This is a genomic window from Sphingobacterium sp. WOUb80 (genome assembly GCF_050058145.1).
Lineage (GTDB): Bacteria > Bacteroidota > Bacteroidia > Sphingobacteriales > Sphingobacteriaceae > Sphingobacterium.
Window position 1 is genome coordinate 1,914,326 of sequence record NZ_CP165617.1, and the last position, 18,596, is coordinate 1,932,921.

The 18,596-nt window shown below is 40.3% G+C and carries 15 protein-coding genes and 1 tRNA gene; 9 read left to right on the forward strand and 7 right to left on the reverse strand.

Annotation, left to right across the window (positions count from 1 at the left end):
• The first annotated feature begins 72 nt into the window (after nt 1-72).
• On the forward strand, nt 73-834 hold the full coding sequence (locus tag AB1Z56_RS07860) for a murein L,D-transpeptidase catalytic domain family protein (RefSeq protein ID WP_426791624.1): 762 nt from the start codon (nt 73-75) through the stop codon (nt 832-834).
• 62 nt (nt 835-896) lie between these two features.
• Here AB1Z56_RS07860 and AB1Z56_RS07865 read toward each other — a convergent pair whose 3' ends face one another.
• Complete coding sequence (locus AB1Z56_RS07865) at nt 897-1,595, reverse strand: prolyl oligopeptidase family serine peptidase (protein WP_426791625.1); 699 nt, start codon at nt 1,593-1,595, stop codon at nt 897-899.
• 247 nt (nt 1,596-1,842) lie between these two features.
• Between AB1Z56_RS07865 and AB1Z56_RS07870 the strand changes: the two genes are divergently transcribed.
• The 6 genes from AB1Z56_RS07870 to gap all read left to right on the forward strand — a co-directional run bounded on the left by AB1Z56_RS07870 (nt 1,843) and on the right by gap (nt 9,694).
• Entirely contained in the window at nt 1,843-3,048 is a 1,206-nt protein-coding gene (locus tag AB1Z56_RS07870; RefSeq protein WP_426791626.1) for a metallophosphoesterase family protein, read from the forward strand.
• Nucleotides 3,049-3,052: 4 nt separating this feature from the next.
• Entirely contained in the window at nt 3,053-6,091 is a 3,039-nt protein-coding gene (locus tag AB1Z56_RS07875) for an AAA family ATPase (RefSeq protein WP_426791627.1), read from the forward strand.
• Nucleotides 6,092-6,170: 79 nt separating this feature from the next.
• Nucleotides 6,171-6,368, forward strand: coding sequence for a hypothetical protein (locus AB1Z56_RS07880; RefSeq protein WP_309366206.1), 198 nt, complete (start codon nt 6,171-6,173; stop codon nt 6,366-6,368).
• 400 nt (nt 6,369-6,768) lie between these two features.
• A complete protein-coding gene (locus AB1Z56_RS07885; RefSeq protein ID WP_309366208.1) occupies nt 6,769-7,863 on the forward strand; it encodes an AI-2E family transporter in 1,095 nt (364 codons plus the stop codon).
• Between the two features lie 211 nt (nt 7,864-8,074).
• A complete protein-coding gene (locus AB1Z56_RS07890; RefSeq protein ID WP_309366210.1) occupies nt 8,075-8,680 on the forward strand; it encodes a TlpA family protein disulfide reductase in 606 nt (201 codons plus the stop codon).
• 6 nt (nt 8,681-8,686) lie between these two features.
• Complete coding sequence (gene gap / locus AB1Z56_RS07895) at nt 8,687-9,694, forward strand: type I glyceraldehyde-3-phosphate dehydrogenase (protein ID WP_426791628.1); 1,008 nt, start codon at nt 8,687-8,689, stop codon at nt 9,692-9,694.
• Between the two features lie 270 nt (nt 9,695-9,964).
• Here gap and AB1Z56_RS07900 read toward each other — a convergent pair whose 3' ends face one another.
• Both AB1Z56_RS07900 and AB1Z56_RS07905 read right to left on the reverse strand, forming a co-directional pair.
• On the reverse strand, nt 9,965-10,744 hold the full coding sequence (locus tag AB1Z56_RS07900) for a TIGR02757 family protein (RefSeq protein ID WP_426791629.1): 780 nt from the start codon (nt 10,742-10,744) through the stop codon (nt 9,965-9,967).
• An 8-nt stretch (nt 10,745-10,752) separates the two neighbouring features.
• Nucleotides 10,753-11,787, reverse strand: coding sequence for a quinone-dependent dihydroorotate dehydrogenase (locus tag AB1Z56_RS07905; protein WP_426792384.1), 1,035 nt, complete (start codon nt 11,785-11,787; stop codon nt 10,753-10,755).
• Between the two features lie 60 nt (nt 11,788-11,847).
• Here AB1Z56_RS07905 and AB1Z56_RS07910 point away from each other — a divergent pair, with 60 nt between their 5' ends.
• Together AB1Z56_RS07910 and AB1Z56_RS07915 are read left to right on the forward strand one after the other, a co-directional pair.
• Complete coding sequence (locus tag AB1Z56_RS07910; RefSeq protein ID WP_426791630.1) at nt 11,848-13,767, forward strand: ABC-F family ATP-binding cassette domain-containing protein; 1,920 nt, start codon at nt 11,848-11,850, stop codon at nt 13,765-13,767.
• 134 nt (nt 13,768-13,901) lie between these two features.
• Nucleotides 13,902-13,974, forward strand: a tRNA-Lys gene (locus AB1Z56_RS07915).
• Between the two features lie 246 nt (nt 13,975-14,220).
• Here AB1Z56_RS07915 and AB1Z56_RS07920 read toward each other — a convergent pair.
• From AB1Z56_RS07920 to AB1Z56_RS07935, 4 genes are read right to left on the reverse strand one after another with little or no spacing between them, the layout of a single operon-like run.
• Nucleotides 14,221-15,498, reverse strand: coding sequence for an HlyD family efflux transporter periplasmic adaptor subunit (locus AB1Z56_RS07920; RefSeq protein WP_426791631.1), 1,278 nt, complete (start codon nt 15,496-15,498; stop codon nt 14,221-14,223).
• A 3-nt stretch (nt 15,499-15,501) separates the two neighbouring features.
• Complete coding sequence (locus AB1Z56_RS07925; protein WP_426791632.1) at nt 15,502-17,688, reverse strand: peptidase domain-containing ABC transporter; 2,187 nt, start codon at nt 17,686-17,688, stop codon at nt 15,502-15,504.
• A 31-nt stretch (nt 17,689-17,719) separates the two neighbouring features.
• Nucleotides 17,720-17,863, reverse strand: coding sequence for a hypothetical protein (locus AB1Z56_RS07930; RefSeq protein WP_426791633.1), 144 nt, complete (start codon nt 17,861-17,863; stop codon nt 17,720-17,722).
• Between the two features lie 46 nt (nt 17,864-17,909).
• Entirely contained in the window at nt 17,910-18,584 is a 675-nt protein-coding gene (locus tag AB1Z56_RS07935) for a hypothetical protein (protein ID WP_426791634.1), read from the reverse strand.
• Between the last annotated feature and the right edge of the window lie 12 nt (nt 18,585-18,596).

Below are 18,596 nucleotides of genomic sequence, written 5' to 3' on the forward strand. Positions count from 1 at the left end.
CATTCTGTAAATCAAATATGTATTAACTTTAATAATTAATTTTGTAAACATCTACACAGAAAAGGGAGAAGAATGGGAAATACGTTTATGTTTCTTTTGATGGCACTCAACACCGCATTGTCGTCACAAGAAGAATTAAAAACAACAGATCAACAAACCAACAGCACACATCGTATTAATGTAGAACGTCAACGCACCGAGGTTGACTCCTTATACGATGAAATGAACCTAGGCCAAGTATTGAAATACGAAGCGTTTCGTCAAGCAATGGAAGGCAGAAAAGAGCTTTCTATCCACAACAAAGATATCATGACAGTCATTGACTTTTCATTGGCATCAACAGAAAAGAGACTTGTGGTGCTCGACCTTGCGCATAAAAAAGTACTTTTCAATACGCTGGTAGCTCACGGAAAAAATAGTGGAGAAAACTACGCTGTAAATTTTTCAAATCAACAGGAGTCATTAAAAAGCTCGTTGGGATTCTTTACGACGGAGAACACTTACAATGGTGAAAATGGTTACTCTTTGGTATTAAATGGCCTTGAAGAAGGTATAAATGATAATGCGAAAGCAAGATATGTCGTCATGCATGGTGCTGATTATTGCAGCACGGGAACGATCGCGAGCTTAGGCAGACTGGGAAAAAGCTATGGCTGCCCTGCAGTCCCCAGAGAATTTGCAGGCCCGATCATCAATACCATCAAAGATGGGACTTTATTGTTTATTTATGCCGACAATTCGGACTATCTGGCAAAATCGCATTTGATCCATCAGCCGAATATTCTAATGGCTCAATTTCGAAAAAGACAGCCTGCCACTAACCATGAAGGTTAAAAAAAAGCCTGATGAAAATTCATCAGGCTTTTTTTATGACTTCAAACCATCGTCTGTACAGACTATGATTTATGCTTTTTCTTAAATTTTAACATCCAATTGTAAATTGCATCGTCATGAAACAGACGCTCCACACTTCCATGTGTACCGCCTTTAATTACATTTAAGCTCACGTTTGCATCCGGATCCTCTTTTTTAATTGCATTCATAATCTTTCTGGATTCCGAAATGGGCACAGCACGATCAGCTGTACCATGATGCAGCCAAATGGGCACCTGTGTCAAATTGGATGCATACTGACTTGACCCCCCACCACATATTGCCACGGCTGCAGCTACCCTTTCAGGATATTTCCCGGCAACATCCATCGTACCATAGCCGCCCATGCTCATGCCACAAACATAAATACGATCGGGATCCGCATGGTAATGTTCGATAACATAATCCACAATTTCGATGACTTTATCGGGATCCCATCCGCCCCGCGACTGCGGCGCAACGATAATTCCCGGTACCTCCTGCCCCTTATTGATCGCATACAATACCCCATAACGTTTTACACGATCCAAATTTGTTCCCGACAGACTTCTCCCGTGTAAAAAAACAAATACAGGCTGTTTCTCCGATTCCAATGAATCAGGAGCCGCTTCTTTCAATAAAAAAGGATAAGCAGTTTCCCCTTTTATTGCCTGTATCTCTTGCGCATGTGCACGTATCAACAGCATAAAGAAAAAACAGACATACAGATAAACTTTTCGCATAATACTTGTCTATGACTATTTAGCTTAATTTTGGAGCACTAAAAATACAATTAAATGACTTTTACAAGATGCATTTAACAACTTTTAACATTTCACAAAAACAATATCCGTTTTAGGAAAGAGAAAATTTTCAGATAACTCATTTAACCAAACCACCGATTTGTAAGATTCAATTCAATTATAATTGCATTTCATGGCAAATTTATCTTAGTTTGTACTGTTGACGCAAAAACATTCAAGCTCTCACATGAAAATATTGCATACCGCCGACTGGCATTTAGGAAAACGATTGGACAGTTTCTCTCGGATAGAAGAACAGATACAGGTCATGGATGAGATCGTTGAAATCGCAGATCGGGAAAGTGTGGACCTCGTTATTATTGCGGGAGATCTTTTCGATGCTTTCAATCCAGGCGTGGAGGCCATTGAACTATTCTATCGAACCATCAAACGCCTTACGAGAAACGGCATGCGACCTGTAATTGCTATTGCAGGCAACCACGATTCACCGCATTTGATTGATGCTCCTGATCCGTTGGCTAGAGCGTCGGGAATCATCCTCATTGGACATCCAAATGCCGAGGTTACCCCATTTTATACAGATGGCTTTACTGTTCTTCGCTCAGATGCAGGTTTCATTGAAATAGGTTTACCAAAATTTGAGTACCCAATTCGTATACTGCATACTGCTTATGCAAATGAAATTCGTCTGAAACAATATTTAGGGGAAGAGAAAGAAAGTAAATTAAATGAGGTTCTGGCAACAAATTGGCAAACTATCGCAAATGCTTACTGTGATGACAAAGGAGTAAATATACTAACAGCCCACCTGTATATGAACAAAATGGGCAGTCCACTTTTAGAAGAACCTGACGGCGAAAAACCTGTCAAAATCGGAAATGCCGATTTGATTTATTCGCAATCCATCCCCGCCCAGATACAGTACACGGCATTGGGACACCTCCATGGTTATAAAAATATTGGTTCTGCCGAGAAACCAGCAGTGTATGCATCATCCCCATTGTGTTATAGTTTTTCGGAGGCCGGACAAACCAAATATGTCGCGCTAGTCGATATAGCTGCAGGCAGCCAGGCAAAGGTGGAGCGAATTCCTTTAACAGCGGGCAAACCGTTAATCCGCAAATCATTTGACGATATTGAATGCTGTATATCCTGGCTGGCGGAAAATCCAAATGCCCTGGTAGAACTCTCCTTAAAATCAGATACATTCCTGAAAGCAGCGGACCGCAAAAGAATCTATCAGGCACATTCGGGCATAATTTATCTTATTCCTGTCGTTCAACAAAACAAAGCAGGAATTTCGGATAACCCAGAAATCAACCTTACGGAAGACATGTCTACTTTATTTAAAGATTACTTTAAATCCAAGAATGCAAACCAGACACCCAATGATGATATCCTCGACCTTTTTCGCGAAATACTAAATTCTTAATCCCATGATTCCATTAAAGCTCATATTAGAAGGTATATACTCCTATCAGGATCGTCAGACGATCGATTTTACCGCACTATCAGAAGCAGGGCTTTTTGGTATCTTTGGTGCCGTAGGTTCCGGTAAATCGTCTATATTAGAAGCGATCACCTATGCTTTATTCGGAGAAACTGAGCGTTTAAATGCGCGTGATAAACGCGCTTATAACATGATGAATCTCAAGTCGAATAGATCATACATCGAACTTGATTTTATCAACTTTGAAGATCGTACCTTCAGAATCACACGGGAGTTTAAACGGAATTCCAAAAATTTTGATGATGTAAAATCGCCTACAGTTGTATTATACGAGCTAATAAATGAACAATGGACTCCTTTAGAAAGCAGCAATACCCAGCAGATCATTGGCCTGAGCTATGAAAACTTCAAAAGAACTATCATCATTCCACAAGGACAGTTCAAAGAATTTATAGAACTAGGTGCCAAAGAACGTACGGATATGATGAAAGAGATTTTTCAGCTGCATCGATTCGACCTCCAGGATAAAGTTTCTAACCTCTATAAAAAAAACCAATCCGAACTGGATCACCTCAATGGTCAGTTGATCGGATTTGAAGATGTTACAGCCGAACATATCGAAACGACGGAAACCAATCTGCATGCCGAGTTAGCGTCCTTTGCCACGATTGAGTCTACACATAAGCTTCATCATGAAAAATTTCAGAACCTAAAAAAACTCAAAGAGGATTTTTTGGAATTGCACAAGATGAAGTCGGCCTTTGCGCAATTGCTTGAAAAAAAAACCGAAAAAGAGAATTTACGGATCAAGCTGAATAAGTTTGAGGAAGCACAGACCAACTTTTCACATCCCCTTAGGTCCAAGGAAAAATTGGAGCAAGAAGGCGTAACCGAGAGAAAAAAACTGGAAATCGAAAAAATAAGACAGGCAGAAATTCAACTGCTCCTGCAGGAACATTCCACAGGTCTAAATCACCTGAAGCCCCAGTATGAACGACTACCGCAACTCCGTATTCAGGAATTAGACCTTGAACTAATAGGTCAGTTGATTACTTTTTCAAATGAAATTAAAAGTTTACAGGAACGCGCGCAAAAAGGACGCAATTTTGTTCAGGAAACAAAAGAACAACAGCTCCATTATAAAGCCAAAATCCAAGAAAACGAAACTCAGATCGCTGCTTTAAAACAGTCAAAACCTTCTGCGCACGAACTAATGGAGCTAGGTCAATGGTACACCAAACAGCAAGGGATAGTGCAACAGGAAAGCGATCTCCATATACAGCATATCGACTTAGCAAAGAGCATTACTCAACTGAAACAAGATCTATATGCTGTCCATCCTGATCCTGAAGAATTCCAGTCAAACCATCGTACCGAGGTTGGAGAACTGGAACACACACTTCAGGCACTCCAGAATGAGAAGTCTCACCTCCTTTTACAGCAAAGGCTGACTCATTATGCAGAAAATCTGAAAGAAGGTTCCCCCTGCCCGCTTTGTGGGGCATTGGAACATCCCGCGATCAACCAGGGACAAGATATTTCCCTGGAAATTATCGCCAACGAAAAAAAGATTGCTGAGATAAATGAAACGCTCAAATACAGACAGGATCAAAAATTCCAAGTCGAAAAACTGCTTCTTCGTTTACAGTCATTGACCGACCAGCAACATGATTTAAATACGAAAATCCAGCAAAATGCATCCAGCAAAATTGCACATTTAAATCAGTTTATATGGACCGGTTACAGCAGTACAGACGAATCCAGCTATTCATCAAAAAAACAGGAACTTTCTAAAATCGAAGGGCAGATTACAATGGTGGAGCGACAGCTTGCAACGAATCAGTCCGCATTAGCTGCTATAGATGAAAAGCTGGACAAATACTCCAAAGCATTGCATCAATTTGAGCGCGATGAGGCAAGCAAACAGGCACAGATCAATCAAAATAAGGGCAACCTAAAAGAATTGAACTGGTCCGATTATATAACGCAGGAAGCCGAAAGTGTCGACCGGGAATATACTGCACTGAAAAAATCAAATCTTGAGATAGAGCGAGATTACAGTGCGTTAACCGAACGATTTAACAACTTGAACAGTCAATTTGCTGCGCAAAATAGCTTGGTACAGACAATCGCTGAACGTCTGGAAACGATCAAACGCGAACAGCTTGAAGTCGACAGCACAATTCAGCAGCTGCTTACCGGTTCATCTTTTGGCACATTGGCAGAGATCAGACAAATCTTAGCTGAAAATCTATCTATACAGCAGATCCGGCAGCAACTTGAACAATTTCAAATACAATTCGAGACCGTCAAAGCACAGATTGGCCAGCTGGAAAAGAAACTTGCCGACCAGGTACACGACGAAAACATATTTATTGAGCAGGAAAAGATCCTAGAAGAAAGCTCCCAACAGTTAAAAGAAAGCACAGAAAACGTTGCCCGACTCCGGCAGGACCTCGATCAATTGCAGTTAGCCTATGCTAAAAAGGAAAATCTTCTGCAACAACAGGTCAAATTAAATTTGCGCAATGACAATTTAAAACAACTTTTTAACCTGTTTAAAGGCGCGGGTTTTGTACAATATGTGTCTTCGATTTATCTCCGTCAGCTGTGTGATCACGCCAATATCCGCTTCCACCGTATGACCCGAAATCAGCTTAGTCTACAGATAAATGACAGCAATGAGTTTGAGATTATAGATTATTTGAATGAAGGAAAAAGCCGTAGTGTAAAGACGCTGTCCGGAGGACAAGCCTTTCAGGTATCCTTAAGCTTGGCCTTGGCCTTGGCTGAAAGTGTCCAGTCGAATACACGGGCAGCCAAAAATTTCTTTTTTATCGATGAAGGCTTTGGAACCCAAGATGTCACCTCTGTGAACATCGTTTTTGAAACGCTCTTGGATCTGCATAAAGAAAACCGAATCGTCGGCATTATTTCACACGTTGAAGAGCTCAAAGAACGTATTCCGGTATCACTTTCGATCGAAAAGGATGAAGAGCATGGCAGCCAAATTTTTATCAATTAAATCCAATTTATTTTGTATATTAGTTATAGTGGTCTAACTCACTTGGTGTGACCGCTATAACCAGTAAAAACAAAAGATTATGGGCTTATTTTCAAACAATAAAAAAGGAAAAGGGTCTCATCCTTTTTTTCATAAGGGGGCTAAAACATCGGGCCATGCAAACACATCAGATCGCGGATCCGATTCTATGCGGTCAGCACAATCTATGCTTTTTGTCAAACATTACGATATCCTAAGTATTTTCAAGGAGATCCTCATGCCACAGAATCAAAACTAAAATTTAGTTAAAATGCTTAACTTTCCAGGCACAAGTGAGGAATTGGTTTGGATCAGCTAGATTTTAGTCCATTTATTCGTATTGATAAAAACGGTCAATCGCAGCTATATATGCAGATCAGTGTAGCTGACTATTGCCGTCTTACAGCACGTTTTGGTTCTAAACCAAGCGAATTCACCCGAAAATGAGCAGATACACAAGTAATTCCAAATCAAGCGAAGGGAATTCACTGGCACAATCCGTAATTATCTTATCGAAACCCGCATAGGCTTAGAAAAAGAAATTCAAAAAATCATTGAAATTATAAAAAAGGAAGTTTAATTTAACATTATAAAACTTTTCCAAAAAAATATTGTCATACGATAAATAACAATCCATAGACAGTACATTTGTCAGCTATATGAAGTATAAACAAATCAACAACAATTCCATCAATCAAATCATGCTTATCGTCATTATTCTGGCGATCTGTATATTGATTTTTACGAGCTTATTTTATTATTTACCTGGTTTTCTTGGCGCAATTACACTGTATGTTCTTTTTAGAAAAGTCAATTTGAAACTGACGGAAGAAAAAAAATGGAATAAATCTTTTACCAGTATTCTATTGATATTGCTGACAATCATATTCTTGGTAGGCCCGCTCTACCTTTTAATCAACTACATGGTGCCGCAGGTTACAGAAGTTATCAGCAACAAAGATGAACTCATGCAAAAGTTCGACTCGATCAAGACTTACTTCAAGGACAGCCCGTACCTGAGCAATATAGATCTTTCGGATACCGCATTAATGGGTGCTCTTCAAAAAGCAGCTAAATTTATACCCAACATTCTGAATTCCGTTGCTGAGGTCGGTGTCAATATTCTTGTTGCCTTATTTGTCTTATATTTTATGCTGGTAAGCAGCAAAAAATTAGAGCAGACCATCTATCAAGCAATCCCTTTCACCAAAACAAGTAAAGCCGAGTTATGGAAAGAGTTTGATATGATGGTAAAATCCAATGCAATTGGTATTCCTATCCTGGCGATGTGTCAAGGTATAGTAGCAGGCCTGGGTTATTGGTTCTTTGGATTGGAAAGTCCTATCTTTTTGGGTATACTCACCGCAGTTTCTACCATAATCCCTATTCTAGGAACCATGGTCGTGTATCTACCAGCGGCACTTTTTCTTCTTGCCAATGGACAATCTGGCAATGCAATAGGTCTTGCCCTATATGGCATCATTATTATCGGAAGCATTGATAATGTACTGCGTTTTACCATACTAAAAAGGTTGGGCGACGTACACCCCCTGATCACCGTGTTTGGGGTATTACTTGGATTAAATTTATTTGGTATGCTCGGATTAATATTCGGTCCACTAATCCTATCTTGTGTTGGTGTACTACTGAAAGTATACAGCATTGAATTTGGAAGAAGCACGCCTGAAATCATTCAATCGACATCATTGACGGATTCAACCGCTCCACATGATACACCGGATATCATTGAATAAGGATATTTAATTGAATCAGGCTGATCGGAACGGAATATCCAGTAAACTGTCATAAATGAGATTGAAAGATTGATAATCCCTTTTTTTTCCTAGTTTTGGTCATTGATTCAATAGATTCTTCCATCCTTTCTACGCAAAGTTTGACAATCTATTGTGCATAAACATTAAAACGATAAAATCATTAAAATTGATTTAAAAGCAAACGTAGTCTATGAATAAAAAAATAATCTTAGGAGTATCAGCGATATTGACTGCCGCAATCCTTTACTCATGCAACAATAACAGTAAACCGAAAACAGATAATACGGCAAATACCAGCCAAGAAGCCAGCCCTGAAAATCATGACCATGCCGGCCATGATCATAGTCAAGCTGCACCCACACAATCTTCAGACCCAGCAGCTATCCTTCCTAATTTCACATTTTATCAGCTTCGTTCGGGAATCCGCGTTACACAGGAAAACGTTGCGAAAGATAAGAATACTGTTTTTATTCTATTTGATCCAGGGTGCAGTCACTGTCAGCATGAAGCTACCGAGCTTGAAAAAAATATCGATCGCTTGAAAGACGTCAACATCTATTATATTTCTATGAATGACCCGGCATTAGTTTTGGGCTTTTTTGACACATTTGCACCTAAACTGTCCAAAGCTTCCAACGTAGAGGTATTAATCGATAAGGATCAGACATTTATTCAAACGATCCATGTCCCTTCACAATTTCCAGCAAATTATGTCTATGGCGCTGATGGAAAATTGAAAGCACATTGGGAAGGTGAAAAAAACATTAACGAGGCCATCAGCCAATTTCATAAATAATCTGAAATGCTAAACATAGCAATCAATGGATTCGGGCGTATCGGCAGAAATACCTTGCGTAACATTTTTCTGCGGGGGGCTACCGATGAACTACAGGTCATTGCGATCAATGATCTGACAGACACCAAGACTTTGGCCCATCTTTTTAAATATGATTCTGTACATGGTCCTTTTCCGGGCACCGTAACGCATGATGACACACATATTATTGTCAATGGCAATTCGATCCTGGTCACCAATAAACAAGATCCTGCAGCATTACCCTGGCGGGACCTGGCTATTGATGTTGTCATTGAATCCACGGGATATTTTACCAGTCGTGCCAAGGCTGCTTTGCATTTAGAAGCTGGTGCAAAAAAGGTGATCATCTCCGCACCCGCACAAGATAAAGATATACCTACTGTTGTGTTGGGCATTAATGACAGCACAATTGATCTTGCGGCTTCCATCCTATCCAATGCATCCTGTACGACAAACAATGTCGCTCCACTGGTTAAGATATTGGATGAAAATTGGGGTATCAAAGATGGGTATATTACGACGGTCCACTCCATGACGGGCGATCAAAATCTTCATGACGCCCCACATAAAGACTTAAGGAGAGCTCGGGCTGCGTCTTCATCCATCATTCCGACAACTACAGGTGCCGCGAAAGCGATCACCAATGTTTTTCCGCATCTGCAGAATAAGCTTGGAGGAGCAGGCATACGTGTACCCGTACTCAATGGCTCATTGACGGATTTTACCTGCACTCTGGAGAAAGGTACTACGGTAGAAGAAATCAATAAGGCCTTTAAATCAGCTGCCGAAAATGAATTAAAGGAAGTACTTTATTATACGGAAGATCCGATCGTTTCTGTCGATATTATTAACAATCCTTATTCATGTGTATTTGATGCACAGCTTACATCCGTTGTAGGTGGATTGGTTAAAGTTGTTGGCTGGTATGATAACGAATTTGGTTATTCCAATCGGCTGGTAGACCTACTGATCAAGATCGATAGGCTCGTATAATTTAGCTGAACCAGTGCCGACCTACAATAGGTACCGGTATAAAAGAAAAAAAGCGTCCTTGTCAGCTAATTCTGGCAAGGACGCTTTTTTTGGGTATCTTTTTCCCTATTAACAATAGACCTAAGGCAAGAAAAGCATAGATAAAACACGAAAGAAGTACTTATGCCTAGGGCCGCTGCTTGGCGTATGCCTTGTTGCTATGGCAACAGTACCGCAGTAGTGCCTTATCCGTACCGAGGTGGTATGGAAGCAAGGGAGTTTGAAGGGACATTAGAGTTCCCTTTCTACGCCCAAACCAAAAAGTGCAAAGTCATACTTTACCGGGTCATTCGAATCCAGTAGCCGCAGATTAGCGGTTAACTCCTGTGCGGTCTTCCAATTCACCTTATCGAGCGTAATCAAACCCAATTTACGTGCCACACGCTCCACATGAACATCACATGGACAAATCAGGTCTTTTGGCGAAAGGCGGTTCCAGATACCAAAATCTACACCTTTTGTATCTTTTCTGACCATCCAGCGCAAAAACATATTGATCCGCTTGACCGTAGATTTCTGTGCTGGGCTACTGATGTGCTTACGTGTACGAACAGGGTAGTCTGGCAATGAAAAGAAATATATTTTAAAGGCATTAAGTGCCATTTCCAGATCAATCTCTTTGCTGGCCTCCTGTCCCATTAGAAACGCGTCTTCCAACGATTCAAAATGCTGATAATGCTGTTTAAAAAAAGACACAAAATAAAGAATATCAGTATCATTGAAGGTGCGATGCTTAAATCCCAATAAGCTCCTTAAGTCATGCTCCTGGTGGTTCATGATATATTCATAGGGTGCGCCATCCATTCGCGTTATCAGCTCATTGCATTTATTGATAATGGTCTTTCTTTGTCCCCAGGCCATAATGGAAGCCAGGAATCCCATAATTTCAATATCCTGCTTCGCAGAAAATTGATGCGGTATCGATATGGGATCATTTGGGATAAAACCTGGTTGATTATATTCATCAACTTTTTTATCCAAGAAATCTTTCAAATCAAAATCAACTGCCATCCTAATCCTTATCTTCTTGTCTGCAGTATACCCTTACAAATATTTGCAATCAAGCCTGGACCTTCGTAGATAAAACCGGTATAAACTTGAATGAGACTGGCTCCAGCATCTAACTTCTCAATAGCATCTTTGGCCGAATGAATCCCCCCTACACCAATAATAGGAAATGCCTTGTTGGACTTTTCACTTAAGTAGCGAATAACTTCTGTTGAACGCTTGGTCAAAGGACGTCCACTTACCCCACCCGCTTCTTGCGTCAGTGCTGGCTGACTTTTTAATCCTGCTCTGGAAATGGTCGTATTTGTCGCAATGACACCTGCGATCTGTGTTTCCATAACGATTTCAACAATATCATCCAGCTGACTATCTGTCAAATCAGGCGCTATTTTAAGCAAGATCGGCTTCGGTGCCGGTTTCTCAACATTCAGACGCTGTAAAGTGTTCAGTATATGTTTTAGCGGTTCCTTTTCCTGTAAATCCCGTAAACCAGGTGTATTCGGAGAACTCACATTGACAACAAAATAATCTACGTAATCAAACAAGGCATTGAAGCAATAAATGTAATCATTGACCGCTTCTTCGTTGGGTGTGATCTTATTCTTACCGATATTCCCCCCTATTAGCAATCCTTTTCGATCCTTTAGATTTTTCAATCTTGTGGCGGCAACGTCTGCCCCTTGATTATTAAATCCCATTCTATTGATCAAAGCTTCATCGGAAACAAGTCGGAACATCCTGGGTTTATCGTTGCCCGGCTGAGGCTTGGGAGTCACCGTTCCAATTTCGATAAAACCAAATCCCAAATTAGTCATATCTGCAATATATTCCGCATTTTTATCAAAGCCAGCAGCAAGGCCCACAGGATTTTTAAATTTCAATCCAAAGACTTCGCGTTCCAAACGTGGATCTTCCACGGTAAAAAAAGCGTTCAATAATTGCTTGGCACCCCAAATTTTTGAGAAGACATTCAATCCGCCGGTCACTTTATGGTGTGCCGTCTCCGGATTCATTGTAAAGAATATAGGTTTGACTAATTTATACATAATCGCAAAGTTACTCAAAGAAGAAGAAATATTCATTACTTTTGTACTTTTGCAGTTGAAATGATATCAATAAATAATTTAACATTTGAAATAGGATCTCGCGCCTTATATGACGAAGCAAACTGGCATATCAAACCAGGAGATAAAGTTGGCTTGATCGGTGCCAATGGTACAGGTAAATCGACTTTACTTCGCCTTATTGTCGGTCAATATACGCCCACATCAGGAACAATTTCCATGGCGAAGGACCTTAAGATTGGTTATTTAAACCAGGACTTATTGTCGTACCATTCTGACAAAAGCATTTTGCATGTTGCCATGGAAGCTTTTGAGCGCCAAAATCAATTACATGCCGAAATCGAGGACTTACTCCACAAACTAGAAACAGATTATTCGGATGACATCCTGAATAAACTAAGCGATAAACAAGTAGAATTTGAGGCCTTAGATGGTTATAACATCGAATTTAAGGCCCATGAAATCCTTGCTGGTCTAGGTTTTTCGGAAGAAGAACAAAAAAGACCATTGGCCACTTTCTCTGGAGGATGGCGTATGCGGGTTATGCTTGCCCGTATCTTATTGCAAACTCCGGATATTCTATTGCTGGATGAGCCGACCAACCACATGGACTTGCCTTCCATTAAATGGCTGGAGAACTATCTGCAAGCATTTGATGGGGCCATTGTGATTGTTTCCCACGATCGATATTTCCTTGACCGCATCATCAAGAAAACGGTAGAATCACGTAAAGGAAAATTAACACTTTATGCAGGTAATTACAGTTTTTATCTTGAAGAGAAGGAATTACGAAATGAATTGCAGGCCAATCAGTTTAAAAACCAGCAAGCCAAGATAAAACAGGAAGAACGTTTAATTGAGCGTTTCCGCGCTAAGGCTTCCAAAGCTAAAATGGCGCAGTCGCGGATCAAAGCGTTGGATCGCTTGGAGAGAATTGACGATGTTGACGATGACAACCCTACAGTAAACTTCAGCTTTAAATTTTCAAAACCTTCAGGTCGTCACGTTGTGACATTGGAAAATATTTCCAAGTCCTACCCTAACCTGGAGATCTTAAAAAATACCTCAGCGATTATAGAAAAAGGTGATAAGATTGCACTAATTGGTGCCAATGGTAAAGGTAAATCTACCCTCTTACGTATCGTGGCTAATGCGGATCACGAGTTTGAAGGAAAAGCAGAACAGGGACACAACGTGTCGCAAACATTTTTTGCGCAGCATCAGCTCGAGGCACTGCACCTGGAAAATTCTATCCTTGCGGAGTTACAGGCTTTTGCACCAAAGCATACAGAGACGGAGCTACGCTCTATTCTTGGATGTTTTCTATTCTCAGGTGACGATGCATTCAAAAAGATCAAAGTCCTTTCCGGTGGGGAGAAATCACGTGTAGCTTTAGCGAAAGCATTAACCGCAGACGCGAACTTCTTAGCGCTCGATGAACCTACCAACCACTTGGATATGCAGTCTGTCAACATTCTGATCCAGGCCTTACAACAATACGAAGGCACATTTATAGTTGTATCCCACGACCGTTATTTCTTGGATAATGTAGCCAACAAAATCTGGTACATTGAAGACAAACAGATCAAGGAGTACCCAGGTACTTACCAGGAGTATGAAGAATGGGCTGCAAAACGCGTTGTGAAGACGGAGGTAAAAACCGAGAAAAAAGTCAAGGAAGAACCCAAAGTAAAGAAGGAGAAACAACCACTTACGGAAGATAAGACACGTTTGTTGAGCAAGAAAAATAAGGAGCTAACGTCTTTTGAACAAAAAATTGAGGAGCAGGAAATTTTAGTCAAAAACTTAGAATCGAAGCTTGCGGACGAAGCAGTGTATTCGGATGCGACTAAGTTACAGGAAACTACACGTTCTTACAACTCAGCAAAGGCATTATTGACACAATTCCAGGAGAGTTGGGAGCAGTTGGCGGAAGAAATCATGGATTTGGAAAATGATTAATTTTTTTGGCTTAAAATCAGCTTATTAAGCATTAGAGCGTGATTTTAAGCCAAAATTATTTGCAGGAATAGGATTAAAGCCCTACTTTTGCATCACTTCAAACAAGGAACGGTAGTTCAAAAATAAAGAGGTAAGATTCCGTAGCTCAGCTGGTAGAGCAATACACTTTTAATGTATGGGTCCTGGGTTCGAATCCCAGCGGGATCACAAGAGACAATATCAAAAAAAGCAAAAACCCTGAAAATCAAATGATTTGCAGGGTTTTTGCTTTTTTAGGACAGAATTATCTGCTGGACGGGAAATTGAACCTTACAGATGGAACGTTAAGGCCGGAAAGGCCACCGGAACCAAAGAAAAAAAGACGGGTTTCCGCATGCCGAAAATGAGCGTGAGAAAAACCAGCCAACTGGACCGGCAATATTTTAATAAAACAGCTTTTAGAGTTAGATAACACTAAAATCTAAGGTTTTTGGTGAGATTATCCCATATTCTCCTAAATATTGATTTATCTTCCGTAATAATTTCCGCATCGCCATAAATACCTGGTTTCAATGTAATCAACGCATCATACGTTGATCTAATAAGTGATACTTTAATGAAAAATACGCTGTCCCGCATTGGAATATCAGATATATAATCTACTTTGCCATGCAGGTAGCCATACTCCTGATAGGGGAAACTGCGGACTTTTATCAGCACCTGTTGCCCTTTTTTGACTTTAGCAGATGTATTTTGAGATAATAATACCTCGCCATAATACTGATCACTATTTGGATTGACATAAAAGAGTGGTTCGTCTATCTTGACAGGTTGGTTTTCCTGTAAGAAAGCCCCATAGATCAGTTTACCTCCTACAGGACTCGTCAAGATATATTGCCGTTTCCAAATCTCCGCCTCGCTGATAAAACTATTCAAAGCCTGTACAAATTTCTTGCGTTCCTCATTGATCTGATTATCGAGATCAGTCAATTCTTTGTTTTTCGAAAGTACACTTCCTTCGTAGCCGATCAGATTATTTTCCATCTGGGGTATAGTTTGTCTCTTGACAAGCAGCAGTGCTTCTTTTTCCTGTAGCTCCGAAGGGCTAATAACTTTCTTTTGTGCCAACAAGCGGTATTTTTCAAATTCTTCTTCCGCTAGTTTTAGCTGTTGTTGCTGTAATTCAAAAGATTGAGATACTTTCCCGTATTGTCGGACTATATTAGCTTTTTCCTGTTGCAGTGTTCCTTTTCGCTTTTGGTAAATTCCATCCTGACTTGCGGCTCTATAATTTAGATAGGCGAGATAAAAGTTTTGGTAGCTTCCCTGTAATTCCCCTAAATTCAAATCTTTAGGATTGATCAGACTTTCAAGATTATAATTTTGTTTTTCTCCTGTTCGTAAATCCTGTAAGCGTTGCAACAACATAATTACCTGACTGTGTTCTGCCGTACTTTCCAAATAAGCCAATGCAGTACCTGGGCTTACTTGTTCCCCGTCCTTGATCAATAGCTTAGTCAAATTACTATTGACTCGACTGGTAATGACTTTTGGCGCATCTACACTGTTGAATTTTATTGAGCTGCCCACCATTTCCGGGAAACGGATAAATACCGAAAGCCCTATAATCAATAGAACGGTTCCAAGCACGAGTGAAATTCCCCTTTTTAGCAGCCAGGAAGGTGGTTTCGCTATAATTTCCTGTAAGTCTTCGGAATGGAGATCATCTTCCATTAAATTCGATTTTTTCATCCGCTAATTCCCTAATTCCAATTGATTTTTAACCAATTCGAAGTACCTACCTTTTAATCGGGTCAACTCTATATGTGTACCCTGTTCGACGATTTCTCCTTTTTCGATTACGATTATATTGTCGGCATTCTTTACCGTACTCAATCGGTGGGCCACAACAACCACTGTCCGATTCTGGAAAAAGCGATCAAGATTTTCGATGATTACCTTTTCATTATTGGCATCCAATGAATTGGTCGCCTCATCCAAGAAGATAAATTCAGGCGCCTTATACACTGCTCTGGCGATCATGAGCCGTTGCCGTTGCCCCTGACTGACACCTTTTCCTCCTGTGCCTATTTTGGTTGCTAAGCCAAAAGGTTGCTCCGCGATAAATTCGTCCAGATTGGCTATTGTGATAGCATCCTGTAAGCGCCGTTCTTCCGGAAACTCGTCATTGACTACAATATTGCGTTCAATTGTGTCAGCATAGATATAATTATCTTGCAATACAGCCCCACAGCTGTCCCGCCAAAGCGAGAAATCAAGTTGCTCCAGACGTTTACCGCCAACAAGAATCTCGCCCTCTTCATAATCGTAAAACCTAAGCAACAGTTTCAATATAGTCGTTTTACCGCTCCCGCTTGTGCCCACAATGGCAGTTGTCTTTCCGGAAGGAAAGGATAGATTAATCTTGTGAAATATGGGTTCATTTCCAGCACCATAATAACGAAAAGTCAGATTACGGATCTCAATATCTTTTTGCGGCGGTAATTTGTCCAGATAGTCCTTCTGAATATTCTCTTCTTCCTCTGTCTCATAGATTTCATTCAACCGTTCCATACTGATCCTAGCATCCTGATAGGATTGCATAAAGCTCAACAAAGACTCCACTGGACTGCTTACCATCCCTACGATATATTGAATGGCCATCATGCCGCCTAGGGTAATCTCGCCGTCGATGACCGCTTTGGCACTGATATAAGTGATCAAGATGCTTTTAGTCTGGTTGATTGCCATCGATCCGATTGACTGATATTGGGATAATGCGAGACTTCGCACCTTAAACTTGAATAATCTAGCTTGTAGTGCTTCCCAGCCCCAACGTTTTTGTTTCTGGGCATTATTCAACTTAATATCCTTAATACTCTGAATCATTTCGACCATATAGGTTTGATTTTCCGAAGAAATCTTGAACCGCTTGTGGTCAAGCTCGCGCCGGTATTTCATAAAAAATAATATCCACAAAGTATATAATACTGTTGCGATAAAAAACACTACAAATATGGTCTTGTTATATACAATCAGCAGAGTTCCAAATATCAACATATTGACTAGGGAAAAAAGTGTATTTAATGTATTTCCTGTTAGAAACGATTCGATACGCTGTTGATCCGACATCCGTTGCATCAGGTCGCCGTGGGTTTTTAGGTCGAAGAATGACATGGGCAGTTTCATGATCTTGATGAGTAGATCCGTCAAAATGGAAATATTTACTCTTGTACTGATGTGTAGCATAATCCAGGAGCGAATAAAGGATACTGACGTGCTTCCCGCAAATAGCATGAGCTGAGCAGTCAGGATCAGGTTAATAAAACTGATGTTCTTGGTATTGATTCCAATGTCTACTACCGATTGAGTCAAAAATGGTGTAACTAACTGAAGAATCGTACCCAGCAGCATGCCGAGGATCAGCTGAAGAAAAAGCTTTTTGTACCGATAAAAATAAGTAAACATCTTGTCCCATTGCAGCGCAAGTTCAGGTTCTTCTTCGTCCAACTGATAAAAGTTAGGACCAGGACTTAATAGTAGTGATAACCCTGAATGAAGTTCCTTGGTAGAATACCAATCTTTGGCAAATTCTTTTTCCTCACACGATATCAGTCCTGTTGCTGGGTCCGCGATATAATATCGTCCTTTTCTGATTTTATAGAGTACTACAAAATGGTTCTGGTTCCAGTGTAAGAGACAGGGAAGTTCTACTTCACCAAGTTGCTCTAGGGTCAACCGTACACCATAGGTACGAAAACCAAGTTTTTCGGCTGCTTCGGATATTCCGAGCAGATTGACGCCATTTTTTGTGGTCTGACAAAGCTTACGGATCTTATGGATAGAAACTAACTGTCCATAGTATTTAAAGACCATACGGAGACAGGTAGCTCCACAGTCCATCATATCCATCTGTTTATAATGAGGAAATTTATTTAGCACGTTATATGGTTTATTGTCATATATATTTAGTTTAAAGACGATGAAGATCATTGTCATGTACCGCCATCCAGATCAGGTTGAAGGGGTGTAAATCTGTAAGAAAGCGTTGCTTTTCCTGTTGGATATACGGAAGCCGTTTTTTCCATTCTTTGTCGTGAATGCTCTTAATTATCATAGGAATAGATGTGGCTATATCCCTAACATTTATTTTAATGTATGCCCTACTGTCTATAGTTTTCAATATCGGGACAGCCATCATAGAAACAGAAGTATTCAGTTATGATGGGATCCACAATTTTTTCGGTAAAATAACCTTCCTGAAAGCAATTTTCACAGGCGAAATGATAACAGTACGACCATAGTCCATCATATTTATCCGGTAAAAAGCCCCTATAATTGGACAGTTGTTGAAAGAAGTTACCTTTTGAGGGGCGGCCGAAAATGTCCAACCCCTCTTCAAATAGCTGATCCAACACATATACGAACTCAAGGCGCCTATTATGCCCTTCTAGCCCCGACAGTTCGCTCACAATACAGGACAAGACGTCTTTTTTTAGGAGGGCAATATCTTCCCTGAGGCAAGTCCCACACATACCTTCTGATCGCATAGGAAAAAAAGGTAAATGCAAATGTATATCCATAACAGCTCCAGTGGGATGTGCTTTAGCAAAATAAGATACGGAAGGTTCTGTCATAAAGATGATCGATTTCTCAGGCAGATATCCCTGTTGAAGTGTTCTTTCATAAGGATAGGTTAATATTACCAGTCTGTCATAAGATTCATCCGTCACAAATTGCAGATCTTTCCAAACAGTCTTTCCGTCAATATATCGTAGCGAAAAGCGTTTTAGAAGATCGTCATCAGGCCTTGCAAAGGTGGTCAGTCTAATTCTCATATACCTCTGTAA

Coding starts and splice junctions, on each gene's coding strand:
- AB1Z56_RS07875 (WP_426791627.1), top strand. CDS start 3,053: ATGATTCCATTAAAGCTCATATTAGAAGGTATATACTCCTATCAGGAT.
- AB1Z56_RS07930 (WP_426791633.1), bottom strand. CDS start 17,863: ATGATAATTAAGAGCATTCACGACAAAGAATGGAAAAAACGGCTTCCG.
- AB1Z56_RS07880 (WP_309366206.1), top strand. CDS start 6,171: ATGGGCTTATTTTCAAACAATAAAAAAGGAAAAGGGTCTCATCCTTTT.
- AB1Z56_RS07865 (WP_426791625.1), bottom strand. CDS start 1,595: ATGCGAAAAGTTTATCTGTATGTCTGTTTTTTCTTTATGCTGTTGATA.
- AB1Z56_RS07900 (WP_426791629.1), bottom strand. CDS start 10,744: ATGGCAGTTGATTTTGATTTGAAAGATTTCTTGGATAAAAAAGTTGAT.
- AB1Z56_RS07885 (WP_309366208.1), top strand. CDS start 6,769: ATGAAGTATAAACAAATCAACAACAATTCCATCAATCAAATCATGCTT.
- AB1Z56_RS07905 (WP_426792384.1), bottom strand. CDS start 11,787: ATGTATAAATTAGTCAAACCTATATTCTTTACAATGAATCCGGAGACG.
- AB1Z56_RS07860 (WP_426791624.1), top strand. CDS start 73: ATGGGAAATACGTTTATGTTTCTTTTGATGGCACTCAACACCGCATTG.
- gap (WP_426791628.1), top strand. CDS start 8,687: ATGCTAAACATAGCAATCAATGGATTCGGGCGTATCGGCAGAAATACC.
- AB1Z56_RS07935 (WP_426791634.1), bottom strand. CDS start 18,584: ATGAGAATTAGACTGACCACCTTTGCAAGGCCTGATGACGATCTTCTA.
- AB1Z56_RS07920 (WP_426791631.1), bottom strand. CDS start 15,498: ATGAAAAAATCGAATTTAATGGAAGATGATCTCCATTCCGAAGACTTA.
- AB1Z56_RS07890 (WP_309366210.1), top strand. CDS start 8,075: ATGAATAAAAAAATAATCTTAGGAGTATCAGCGATATTGACTGCCGCA.
- AB1Z56_RS07870 (WP_426791626.1), top strand. CDS start 1,843: ATGAAAATATTGCATACCGCCGACTGGCATTTAGGAAAACGATTGGAC.
- AB1Z56_RS07910 (WP_426791630.1), top strand. CDS start 11,848: ATGATATCAATAAATAATTTAACATTTGAAATAGGATCTCGCGCCTTA.